Below are 11,299 nucleotides of genomic sequence, written 5' to 3'. Positions count from 1 at the left end.
GGTGAAATGCGCAATTGCGCGGGGCAGGGTGCTGCCCCCAAGACTTTCCGGCAAAAAAGCCGGATAATGCCCGCCATTCGTTCCGCACGCTTTCTGGTACCCCCGCATGGAAATCAAGGTCAACTTTCTCGACAACCTCCGTCTAGAAGCCAAATTCGACGACTTCACGGTGATCGCCGACCAGCCGATCCGCTACAAGGGTGATGGCTCGGCGCCGGGGCCGTTCGACTATTTCCTTGCCTCGTCGGCCCTGTGCGCCGCCTATTTCGTCAAACTGTACTGCCAGACCCGCGATATCCCCACCGAGAACATTCGCCTGTCGCAGAACAACATCGTCGACCCGGAAAACCGCTACAACCAGATCTTCAAGATCCAGGTCGAGCTGCCGGAGGACATCTCCGACAAGGACCGCCAGGGCATCCTGCGCTCCATCGACCGTTGCACGGTCAAGAAAGTCGTGCAGACCGGCCCCGAGTTCATCATCGAGGAGGTGGAAAACCTCGACGCCGATGCCCAGGGCCTGCTCATGCCGGTGGCCGACACCACCACCTACATCGCTGGTAAGGACCTGCCGCTGGAGCAGACCATCGCCAACATGTCCAGCCTGCTCGCCGGGCTCGGCATGAAGATCGAGATCGCCTCGTGGCGCAATATCGTGCCGAACGTGTGGTCGCTGCACGTGCGCGATGCGCAGTCGCCGATGTGCTTCACCAACGGCAAGGGCTCGACCAAGGAGGCCGCGCTGGCCTCGGCGCTGGGTGAGTTCATCGAGCGATTGAACTGCAACTTCTTCTACAACGACCAGTTCTGGGGCGAGGACATCGCCAATGCGCCGTTCGTGCACTACCCCAACGAGCAGTGGTTCAAGCCAGGTCCGAAGGACGAGCTACCGGCCGAGATCCTCGACGAACACTGCCTGGAAATCTACAACCCGGACGGCGAGCTGCGTGGCTCGCACCTGTACGACACCAACTCCGGCAACACCGAGCGCGGCATCTGCTCGCTGCCGTTCGTGCGCCAGTCGGATGAGAAGGTGGTGTACTTCCCGTCCAACCTGATCGAAAACCTGTTCCTCAGCAATGGCATGAGCGCCGGTAACACCCTGGCTGAAGCGCAGGTGCAGTGCCTGTCGGAAATCTTCGAACGGGCCGTCAAGCGCGAAATCCTCGAAGGCGAGCTTTGCCTGCCGGACGTGCCGCAGGCGGTGCTGGCCAAGTACCCAGGTATCGTCGCCGGTATCCAGGGGCTGGAAGAGCAGGGCTTCCCGGTGCTGGTCAAGGACGCCTCGCTGGGCGGCGAATTCCCGGTGATGTGCGTGACCTTGATGAACCCGCGCACCGGCGGTGTGTTCGCTTCGTTCGGCGCGCACCCAAGCTTCGAAGTGGCGCTGGAGCGCAGCCTCACCGAACTGCTGCAGGGCCGCAGCTTCGAGGGCCTCAACGACCTGCCGCAGCCGACCTTCGAAAGCCATGCGCTGACCGAGCCGAACAACTTCGTCGAGCACTTCATCGATTCCAGCGGCGTGGTGTCATGGCGCTTCTTCGGTGCCAAGCCCGACTTCGAGTTCGTCGAGTGGGACTTCTCCGGCCACGGCGAAGATTCCAACGTCCAGGAAGCCGCCACCTTGTTCGGTATCCTCGAAGACCTGGGCAAAGAGGTGTACATGGCCGTGTACGACAACCTCGGAGCCAACGCCTGCCGAATCCTGGTACCGGGTTACTCGGAGATCTACCCGGTCGAGGACCTGATCTGGGACAACACCAACCGCGCCCTGGGCTTCCGTGCCGACATCCTCAACCTGCACAGCCTCGACGACCGCGCCCTGCGCGCGCTGCGCCGACGCCTGGAAAAGTGCGAGGTGGATGACTACACCACCATCACCACGCTGATCGGTGTCGAGTTCGACGACAACACGGTGTGGGGCCAGCTGACCATTCTTGAGCTGAAGCTGCTGATCTGCCTGGCGTTGAAGAAGTTCGAAGATGCCAAGGAGCTGGTCGAAGCGTTCCTGCAGTTCAACGACAACACCGTCGACCGGGGCTTGTTCTACCAGGCGCTGAACGTGGTGCTGGAAGTGGTGCTGGACGATGAGCTGGAGATGGAAGACTACGAAGCCAACTTCCGCCGCATGTTCGGCAACCCGCGTATGGACGCGGTGTTGGGCTCGGTGGACGGCAGTGTGCGTTTCCACGGGCTGACGCCGACCAGCATGAAGCTTGAAGGGTTGGATCGTCACCTGCGCCTGATCGAGAGCTACAAGAAGCTGCATGCCGCGCGGGCCAAGGCAATCTGATAGGTTTTCAAGGGGCGCCAGGCGCCCCTTGTCACAACCATATAGCTGAACAGCATTCGCCCTATCGCCAATCCGTATTGCCATCCATTCCGTATCGCTTGCCGAGTGCATTGCCCGGCGCTTAGCTATATCCCGCTCAAAACTATCCAACCCACGGCGCGATAACCGCCAGAAGGACCTCGGCCGCGCGCAGAACGAGAAGGCGCAGACCAATGAGCACTCCTTTCGATACCAATGCCTTGAAAGCCCGCCAGCAGGCTGCGTGGGCCAGTGGTGATTACGCGGTGATCGGCACTACCCTGCAGCTGGTGGGCGAACGGCTCGCCGAAGCCTGCGACCTGCGTTGGGACGAGCAGGTACTGGATGTAGCGGCGGGCAACGGCAATGCCACCCTGGCTGCGGCCCGGCGCGGTTGCCGGGTCACCTCTACCGACTATGTGCCCGAACTGCTCAAACGCGGTGAAGAGCGCGCTCGTGCCGAACACCTCAATGTCGATTTTCAGGTGGCCGATGCAGAGGACTTGCCGTTTCGCGACGGCAGCTTCGATGCGGTTGTCTCGACCTTTGGCGTGATGTTCGCGCCCGACCAGGCGCAGGCCGCCCGGGAGTTGGCGCGCGTCTGCCGTTCCGGTGGCAGGGTGGGCTTGGCAAACTGGACGCCCCAGGGCTTCGTCGGGCAGATGTTCAAGACCCTGGGCCGGCATGTGCCACCACCCGCCGGCGCGTTGCCACCGTCGCGCTGGGGCGATGAGGAACAACTGCGGGCGATGTTCGAGGGCGCCATCGGCGCCATGGATGTCAGCCGCCAGCACTTCAACTTCCGTTATCGCTCGGCGGCGCACTTCATCGAGGTGTTCCGCACCTGGTACGGGCCGGTTCACAAAGCATTCGCGGCATTGCCGGCGGAGGCTGCTGCAGCGCTGGAAAGTGACCTGACGGCCTTGCTGAACGAGAACAATCAAGGAGGTCAATCGTCGCTGGTAGTGCCTAGCGAGTATCTGGAAGTGGTGATCATGAAACGCTGACTTGCATTGACCTTGCCGGCCTCTTCGCGGGACGAGCCCGCTCCCAGAGGCATAACACTAACTGAAGAACGGTAGTGAACCTGTGGGAGCGGGCTTGCCCCGCGAAGAGGCCGGGACAGACAAGTCAGTGACTAGTTCTTGCACTTGGCCATGACTACCTGGCAAGTGTTCGGTGTCCCGCCAGACCGCCCTGCATAGCGGATGCAATTGTTCATCGACTTCTGCCGGGCAATGCTCAACGTATTGCCCCACGCCAGGCCCCCTTCGCCCAAGCTGGGCACGGCCTTGGCGAAGCAATTCGAGCCAGGTGCCGCTGCGTAGTAGCGCGCCTTGCTGCTCTTGCTCGAACACCCCGCGTTCACCGCCAGGCTGAGGGCCAGCAGGGCATGGGCAGCCCAGAACGCGTAGGGCCGTACGGAGTTAGCGCTCATGCAATTGCCTCTGCAGCGGTGGATTAATGCTTTCAGGATAGGTCAATCAAGCCAAGCGGTGAACTTATCGGACGACATCGTGATCACTTGCATTGCGCACCCCGCGCACGCCTGATGGACCGGGCATCCACGCCAGGTCATCAGTTCCAGGTCACTGACTGATAAGGAGGCGCCGTGACCGCTACTGAGCAAACCCTCTACCGATGCAGGCCCAGCCCGCTGCATGCGATTCTGCTGGCCGGCACGGTTCCGCTGTTTCTCGGCGCCTTGCTGAGCGACATTGCCTACTTCAAGAGCTACCAGATCCAGTGGAGCAACTTCGCCGCCTGGCTGATTGCGGGCGGGTTGCTGTTCTGCGGCCTGGCACTGTTGTTCGCCCTGGCAAACCTGATCCGCGCCGAGCGCAAGGGCGGGAGGCCGACGTTGTATTTCCTGTTGCTGCTGGTGACCTGGGTACTGGGCCTGGTCAATGCGTTCGAGCATGCCAAGGACGCCTGGGCAGTGATGCCGGCTGGCCTGGTGCTGTCGCTGGTGGTGACGGTGCTGGCCTGCGTGGCGGCCTGGCTGGGGATGAGCAATCTGCGTTCGGGAGGTGAGGCATGAAGCCATTGCAGGCATTGCCCGTATTGAGCGTGGCGCTGTTGTTGAGCGCGTGTGGCGGTGACGGCGAGGCCACTCAGGCGCTTGGCCCTGACCCGAAACTACCCGCCCCGGAGCGGGGCCTGCTGCCGAGCATGAAGATTGCCCAACCGGCGCAGTGGGGCGAGCAGAAACCGACGGTGCCGGAGGGCTACAGCATTACCGCCATCGCCACCGACCTGAAAATCCCGCGTCAGAGCCTGGTATTGCCCAACGGCGACATTCTGGTGGCCGAAGGCCGGGGTGGCAGTGCCGCCAAACTCAAGCCCAAGGACGTCATCGCCAGCCAGATCAAGGCCAAGGGCAACACCCAGGTCAAGGGCGGCAACCGCCTGACCCTGCTGCGTGACGCCGACGGCGATGGCACCTACGAGGTGCAGACGGTGTTCGCCGAAAACCTCAACGCGCCCTACGGCCTGGCCTTTGCCGATGGCAAGCTGTACGTGGCCAACCAGGATGCGCTGGTGCGTTTCGATTATCAGGACGGCCAGACCAAAGCCGGGGGGCCGCCGACCAAGGTCACCGACCTGCCAAGCGAGATCAACCACCACTGGACCAAGGCCCTGACCATCAGCCCGGATGGCCGCTACCTGTATGTGGGCATCGGCTCTAACAGCAACATCACCGAGCGAGGCATGGAGGCGGAGGTCGACCGGGCGATGGTCTGGCAGATCGATGCCGCCAGCGGTGCGCACAAGCCTTATGCCACTGGCCTGCGCAACCCGACCGCGCTGGCCATTCAGCCTGGTAGTGGGCAGCTATGGACGGTGGTCAACGAACGCGATGAACTGGGCCCGGACCTGGTGCCGGACTACCTCACTTCGGTGCGCGAAGGTGGCTTCTATGGCTGGCCGTTCAGCTACTGGGGGCAAAACGTCGATGAGCGAGTGAAACCGCAGAACCCGGACAAGGTGGCTGCCGCGATCAAGCCGGATTACAGCCTCGGCTCGCACGTCGCCGCGCTGGGTGTGGATTTCTCCCTCCCCGCCATGGGCGAGCGGTTCGCCGACGGCGTGTTCGTGGGCGAGCACGGCAGCTGGAACCGGCCGAACCCGGTGGGCTACAAGGTGATCTTCGTGCCGTTCAGCAACGGCAAGCCTGCCGGTGAGCCGATCGATTTTGCCACGGGCTTCCGGGGTAATGATGGCAAGACTCGCGGGCGGCCGGTCGGGGTGACGGTGGATCCGAAGGGGGCGTTGATCATCGCCGATGACCTGGCCAATACCGTGTGGCGGGTCACGCGCAATCAGTAACTCCAGCTATGGTGAAAGGGCGGCGCGTGAACCGTTCACGCGCCAGTCCGGTCTTGATCACAGGGAAGCAGGCCTATGAATGCTCTTGGTACACTCGCTCGCGCCGTTGCGCTTGCTACGCTCGTCGGCACCGCCAGTTTCGCGGTGCAAGCTGCCGATATACCGATTGCCAGCGAAGCGCTGGAAAGCCATGTCACCACTCAGGTCACGGCCATCGACCAGGCTAATCGCCGGGTTACGGTGAAAGGGCCGCACGAGAAGGATGTAACCTTCCAGCTCACGGAAAAAGCCAAGGCACTGCCCAACCTCAAGGTGGGTGACAAAGTCGACATCTACGTGACGCGTGCTGTGGCTTATGTGCTCAACACCAATGTGGGTGGGGCGCCGAAGGCCAGCGAAGAGTCCGGCACCATCCGCGCCACCAAGGACAACCCCAACCCGGGCGGCGAGGCGTTCCGCCAGGTCAGGGTCACATCGCAGATCAAGAAGATCGACCTGAAAAACCATGAGGTGAGCTTGTTGCCACCGGAAGGCAAGCTGAAGGTGGTCAAGGTCGAGGACCCTGAACTGCAGGCGCGCATGAAGAACTTGAAGGTCGACCAGACGGTTGATGCGATCTACACCGAAGTGCTGCGGATCGAGACCTCGCGGTGAGTCGTACCGGCCCCTTCGCAATGAAGGGGCCGTTCAGTATCCATATGGCGAATGATCAGGGTGCAAGGTTTCGATTTCCATAGTTCACGTGAATTTGTAGATCATAGGTTCACCACGTCCGCAAATGAGTATCTTCATGCCTAACAAGGCTCTGTTTATCGGTTTTCTTCCTCTGGTACTGGCGCTTGTGGCCGGGATGGTGCTGCCCTATCAGGCCGCCAGCAACGCGGCAGTGGGCCGCACGCTTGGGCACTGGTTATGGGGTGCCTTCACATCGCTGACGATCAGCTCTGTGGTGGTCATTGCGGCCCTGCTGATCCTGCGGGTACCCATGCCCGATCTGGGCAAGGCGGTGCAAGGCCCCTGGTGGCTGTGGGTCGGCGGGGTGCTGGGCGCCTTGTACGTGGCGGCTGCCGCGGCGTTGACGCCCAAACTTGGCACTGCGGGTTTTCTGGTACTGGTGGTGGCAGGGCAGATTCTGACGTCGGTAGTCGTCGATCACTTCGGGCTGATGGGCGTGACCAGCAAGCCGGTGAGTCTGCCGAGGATTGCTGGCGTTGTCCTGATCCTGGCAGGCGTATTTCTGGTCCAGAGTACCTGGGCAGCAAGTCCGGCTGCTGCTCAGGCAACTGTCGTCAAACAGCCGGAAGGCTGATCACTGCCCGGGTTGGCAGCAGGCCCAGACCGTCTCGCGCAGCCAGCGATGACCGGGGTCGCTGTCTTTTCTCGCGTGCCAGGCCTGTTGATAAGCCAGGGAAGGTATCGCCAACGGCGGTGTGAATTGTCGCAGCGTCTTGTGTTGCCCCATCGGGCCCACTGCGCGTTTGGCCACTGTGAGGATCAGGTCGGTGCCGCCGAGCACCTCCACGGCGGCGCTCCAGTGCGGCAGCGCCAGTGCAATACGTCGCCGCAAGCCCTGCGCGGCCAGCGCGCGTTCGATCTCGTCATGGGCATCCGGGCGCATGGCCATGAGCACATGCGGGCGCATCAGCCAATCGTCCAGCATTAGTCCGCCTTTGGGCGGCAGTACCTGGCGGTCGGCGATGCTGACGAAGGTGTCCTCGAACAAGGTCTGGGCCGTGATGTCTGGAGGCAGCTCGGGGAAGATGCCCAGGGCCAGGTCGAGCTCACCATCGAGCAGCTGCGCCATCATCGCCTCGCGGCTGGCCTGGCTGATGGCCAGGTCGACGCCGGGAGCCGTCTGGCGCAGGTGGCGAACCAACGGCGGCAGGATGATCCGCGAGGAGTAGTCGGACAACGACAGGCGGAAACGGCGCTGCGCCAGGGCAGGCTCGAAAGAGGGGGCGGCCAGCAGACTGTTGAGGCTACCCAGGGCATCCTGCAGGGGTTTGATCAGGGACTCGGCGCGTGCGCTCAGGGCCATCTGCCCGTTCTGGCGAATCAGCAAGGGGTCGTTGAAGTATGTGCGCAATTGCGCCAGAGCATGGCTCACCGCCGGCTGGCTGCGGTGCAGGCGTAGGGCTGCACGGGTCACATGCTTTTCACTCAGCAGGGCGTGGAGGGCCAGCAGCAGGTTGAGGTCGATCTTGCGCAGTTCATCCATGGGGCGAATGGCCTGGGTGGCTTGATGGGCTGTCTATCAGCCTAACAGATGTACCGACCTGTTCGCGGGCAGCCATTGAATGGCCTACGGCGCTATAATCGCCGCCCGTTTTACTGTAATCCGAGCATTCCAATGGGTCTTTCCACAACCGCCACACCCGAACCACGCCGTCTGGGCGCCCCCGTGATCGCCCTGACCCTGCTGCTGGCAGGCGCCTGGTTCCTCAACCTCAACGCCGGCTTCAAGCAGGTACTGCTGCTGATCGTTGGCGCCGCACTGGGGTTGACGCTGTACCACGCCGCCTTCGGGTTCACCTCGGCCTGGCGAGTCTTCATCAACGAACGCCGAGGCGCCGGCCTGCGCGCGCAGATGGTCATGCTGACCCTGGCCGTGCTGCTGTTCTTCCCGGCGCTTTCAGCCGGCAGCTTGTTCGGCAACCCGGTGACCGGTCTGGTGGCCCCGGCGGGTGTGTCGGTGGTGTTCGGCGCCTTCATCTTCGGCATCGGCATGCAGCTGGGCGGCGGCTGTGCCTCGGGCACGCTGTTCACCGTGGGCGGTGGCAATGCGCGGATGCTGGTGACTCTGCTGTTTTTCATCATCGGCTCGGTAACCGCCACGCACCACGCCGACTGGTGGTTTGCCTTGCCGTCATTCCCCGCGACTTCGATTGTCCAAGCCTGGGGAGTGGCCCCGGCGTTGCTGGTGAGCGTGGCCGTGTTCGCGTTGATCGCCTGGGCCACCGTGGTGCTGGAAAAGCGCCGCCACGGCGCCCTGGAGGCCCCGGTGAGCAGTGAAGATCAGGGCCTGCGCCGTTTCCTGCGTGGCCCATGGCCGCTGCTGTGGGGCGCGATTGCCTTGGCCTTGCTGAACTACGCCACCCTGGCCCTGGCCGGTCGCCCTTGGGGCATCACCTCGGCCTTTGCACTTTGGGGTGCCAAGACCCTCTCCAGCTTTGGAGTAGACGTCGGCAGCTGGGTGTTCTGGCAGGCACCCGCGAATGCCAAGGCGCTGGCCGCGCCGCTGTGGCAGGACGTCACCACAGTGATGGACCTGGGCATCGTGCTCGGTGCGCTGCTGGCGGCGGGCCTGGCAGGGCGTTTTGCGCCAAGCCTGAGAATCCCGCTGCCGTCGCTGATCGCCGCGGTCATTGGTGGTTTGCTGTTGGGTTACGGCTCGCGCCTGGCCTATGGCTGCAACATCGGCGCCTACTTCAGCGGCATCGCCTCGGGAAGCGTACACGGCTGGCTGTGGCTGATCGCGGCCTATACCGGCAACCTGATCGGCGTGCGCCTGCGCCCGTTGTTCTTCGCAGGTGAGCGCCGGCCGGTGGCGTTGACCGGTTGCTAAAACTCTGTAAAAACAGTGGCTTATGATTACTTCTTGACCGTCGACTCACCACGCAATGCCAGGATGAAGATCTGCTGGTGGTGCGCCCTAGAACTGAAATGAAGTATTTTCTTTAAGCCACTGATAGTTATTAAATTTATCGCTTAGCGATTGCGTGCTGAACGCACTGCTCATAGTACGTTTGCTTGATAGCGGCAGGCTTTAGCCGCGAGCTGCTGTTGTAAGTCTGTTCGGTAATACCGAACGCGGTCATGCGCATCCATGGCTTGGCGAACCGGCGCACCTGCAGCTTCTTGCGCGTGGCATACAGAGTCACGCCGGAAAGCTTGGCCTGCTGCGCCTCGGCGGCAATCTGCGAGCCCCAGGTACAGGTATGACGATCGTTCTGGCTCAGCGTTCTGGCCTGGGCGCCGAAGGCAGTCGTGGCCAGCAGGCAGCCGGCCACTGTTGCTAGAAATACTCGCATGTTGCTGTCCTAAGCATCTGACGGAGAAGGGAGTTTGCCTTTGCTTCATTTGGCTGGGGGCCAGTACATTCAGGGTTCAGATGGTGGCGATGCGAGGGCGATTTGCCATCTCGCTGCGCAGGCTGTACAGCGCAAGGCCGGCAACCCACATCACCGACACCGCGTAGTTGAGTCGTTGGTACAAGCCGAACAGCTGGCCGTTTTGCGCGGCGTATGCCATGAGCACTACGGTGACTATCGCTGCAATCGCGCAGGCCAGGGAAAATAACCCAAGTGCGCGTGAGCCAGCCGCGCGAACGCCCGCCCAGATCCACAGGGCGCTAGCCAGAGTCAACGAGAGGAACATCAACAAGCCGGACAGATTATGCAGTTGCTGCGACAGCGAGGGCTGAGCAGGCGCACAGCCCTGGTCGCAGGCAAACCAGCCGGTGCCGAGGCTGCCCACGCCGTGCAAAAGCACAAGCGCTGCACTTGAAAGCGCTAGCTTCGAACCACGCCAGCGCCGTGCCAGGCCCCAGGCGAAGAGGGTGAAAAGTGCAGCGAGCGGGAAGTTGTTGAGCCACGGCGACCAGTGCTGGGTCGGTGCGCCCACAGCACCTAGCTGGCTCATGGCTTGCTGCAAATGGTCATAGCCAGGGTAGGCGCGTGCTGTGAGCCAGACGCCTAGCAGCAGCCAGAACGGGATGAGCAGGCCGCAGGTAAGCAGAAAGCGGTCGAGGGGTTTCATCAGTGAGTCTCCTTCCTTGGAAACTTCATAAAGTACTTGAGTTATGTGCTGTCTGTCCTGGCCTCTTCGTGGGTTTAACCGCGAAGAGGACGGAAACAATTCAGCCAGTCGCCTTGTCCCGACGCATCTGGGTCACCAGAGTAAAGCGATCATCGGGGTGCACCGTCTCGGACACCGCCATCAGCTCTCCATCATCATCCCGATAGTGCCGCAGTATCTTCAGTCCAGGCGTCCCGGCGTCTGCCTTCAAGGCACGCGCCAGCTCTGTCGTCAGCAACACCGCACGCACCTGCTGGTCGACCACCGCAATGGCGCGCCCGTAGTGTTGCTCGATCAGGCTGGCGATCAGTTGGTCAGGGTGTTCGCGGGCGAGCTCGATGACCTCGGCATAGTCGCGCTGGGCATAGACATCGGTCCAGCACAGCGGTGCGGCATTGTGCTGGCGGTCGACGCGAATGCTCGACACGCAGAAGTAGTGCTCGCCCGGCACCAGCCCCAGGCGCGCCGCTTCGCTGAGGTCGGCGACGAAGTGGCGCACCTCCTGGATTTCGCGCTGCTGGGTTTCCGCAAGGTGCGCAAGGTCGGCCACGGTCGCCAGCGACTGTGAATAGCCGCCGCGAGGGCTGCTGGCCTCGACCCGAGTGCCGACACGCTTGCGGCGGGAGACCAGCCCCTGGTTGAGCAATTGGTTGATCGCCGCACGCACTGTGTGCCGGCTCACTTCATACAGGTCACACAGCTCGAATTCGGTGGGCAACAGGCTGCCGACCGGGTAGCGGCCGTTGGCGATGCCTTCGATCAGGTCCCTGGCCACCACGGCGTAGCGCGCTTCGTTCATACCTTCGGTCAGCCCCGTCAATTTCTGCGGTTGACAGTGTAACAGTGGCAGGGCAAGAATTA

General features: G+C 62.5%; 12 protein-coding genes. 7 read left to right on the top strand and 5 right to left on the bottom strand.

What is annotated here, in order from left to right; all coding sequences use genetic code 11:
- Positions 1 to 106: 106 nt before the first annotated feature.
- Together ACIQUF_RS05535 and ACIQUF_RS05530 are read left to right on the top strand one after the other, a co-directional pair.
- The gene (locus ACIQUF_RS05535) at positions 107 to 2,293 is read left to right on the top strand and encodes an OsmC domain/YcaO domain-containing protein (RefSeq protein WP_403129280.1); all 2,187 of its coding nucleotides are present in this window, start codon (positions 107 to 109) and stop codon (positions 2,291 to 2,293) included.
- 212 nt (positions 2,294 to 2,505) lie between these two features.
- Positions 2,506 to 3,318: a class I SAM-dependent methyltransferase gene (locus ACIQUF_RS05530; RefSeq protein WP_403129278.1), complete on the top strand. Its 813-nt coding sequence runs from the start codon at positions 2,506 to 2,508 to the stop codon at positions 3,316 to 3,318.
- A 131-nt stretch (positions 3,319 to 3,449) separates the two neighbouring features.
- On the opposite strand, the gene ACIQUF_RS05525 is transcribed toward ACIQUF_RS05530, so the two are convergent.
- Positions 3,450 to 3,749 (bottom strand): hypothetical protein, encoded by a 300-nt coding sequence (locus ACIQUF_RS05525; RefSeq protein ID WP_400803122.1) that lies wholly within the window; start codon positions 3,747 to 3,749, stop codon positions 3,450 to 3,452.
- A gap of 174 nt (positions 3,750 to 3,923) precedes the next feature.
- Between ACIQUF_RS05525 and ACIQUF_RS05520 the strand changes: the two genes are divergently transcribed.
- The 4 genes from ACIQUF_RS05520 to ACIQUF_RS05505 all read left to right on the top strand — a co-directional run bounded on the left by ACIQUF_RS05520 (position 3,924) and on the right by ACIQUF_RS05505 (position 6,950).
- Entirely contained in the window at positions 3,924 to 4,352 is a 429-nt protein-coding gene (locus ACIQUF_RS05520) for a DUF2231 domain-containing protein (protein ID WP_403129276.1), read from the top strand.
- Positions 4,349 to 5,641 (top strand): PQQ-dependent sugar dehydrogenase, encoded by a 1,293-nt coding sequence (locus ACIQUF_RS05515; protein ID WP_403129274.1) that lies wholly within the window; start codon positions 4,349 to 4,351, stop codon positions 5,639 to 5,641. Before ACIQUF_RS05520 ends, ACIQUF_RS05515 begins: the two co-directional genes overlap by 4 nt.
- A 75-nt stretch (positions 5,642 to 5,716) precedes the next feature.
- Positions 5,717 to 6,295: a hypothetical protein gene (locus ACIQUF_RS05510; RefSeq protein WP_403129272.1), complete on the top strand. Its 579-nt coding sequence runs from the start codon at positions 5,717 to 5,719 to the stop codon at positions 6,293 to 6,295.
- A 136-nt stretch (positions 6,296 to 6,431) separates the two neighbouring features.
- Complete coding sequence (locus ACIQUF_RS05505; RefSeq protein ID WP_403129270.1) at positions 6,432 to 6,950, top strand: DMT family transporter; 519 nt, start codon at positions 6,432 to 6,434, stop codon at positions 6,948 to 6,950.
- On the opposite strand, the gene ACIQUF_RS05500 is transcribed toward ACIQUF_RS05505, so the two are convergent.
- Positions 6,951 to 7,859: a LysR family transcriptional regulator gene (locus tag ACIQUF_RS05500; RefSeq protein ID WP_403129268.1), complete on the bottom strand. Its 909-nt coding sequence runs from the start codon at positions 7,857 to 7,859 to the stop codon at positions 6,951 to 6,953.
- Between the two features lie 132 nt (positions 7,860 to 7,991).
- Between ACIQUF_RS05500 and ACIQUF_RS05495 the strand changes: the two genes are divergently transcribed.
- Positions 7,992 to 9,206, top strand: a complete 1,215-nt coding sequence (locus ACIQUF_RS05495) for a YeeE/YedE family protein (RefSeq protein WP_403129265.1) — start codon at positions 7,992 to 7,994, stop codon at positions 9,204 to 9,206.
- Positions 9,207 to 9,342: 136 nt separating this feature from the next.
- Here ACIQUF_RS05495 and ACIQUF_RS05490 read toward each other — a convergent pair whose 3' ends face one another.
- From ACIQUF_RS05490 to ACIQUF_RS05480, 3 genes are all read right to left on the bottom strand, one after another.
- Entirely contained in the window at positions 9,343 to 9,672 is a 330-nt protein-coding gene (locus ACIQUF_RS05490) for a hypothetical protein (protein WP_400803138.1), read from the bottom strand.
- A gap of 76 nt (positions 9,673 to 9,748) precedes the next feature.
- The gene (locus tag ACIQUF_RS05485) at positions 9,749 to 10,399 is read right to left on the bottom strand and encodes a DUF998 domain-containing protein (RefSeq protein ID WP_403129261.1); all 651 of its coding nucleotides are present in this window, start codon (positions 10,397 to 10,399) and stop codon (positions 9,749 to 9,751) included.
- A 100-nt stretch (positions 10,400 to 10,499) separates the two neighbouring features.
- Positions 10,500 to 11,237: a GntR family transcriptional regulator gene (locus ACIQUF_RS05480; RefSeq protein ID WP_403129259.1), complete on the bottom strand. Its 738-nt coding sequence runs from the start codon at positions 11,235 to 11,237 to the stop codon at positions 10,500 to 10,502.
- Positions 11,238 to 11,299: the final 62 nt, after the last annotated feature.

This window comes from Pseudomonas sp. NPDC090233, from assembly GCF_044772285.1.
In the GTDB taxonomy this organism is placed as follows: Bacteria; Pseudomonadota; Gammaproteobacteria; order Pseudomonadales; family Pseudomonadaceae; genus Aquipseudomonas.
The sequence above is the reverse complement of the archived record's forward strand: the minus strand, read 5'-3'. Positions and strand labels throughout refer to the sequence as shown.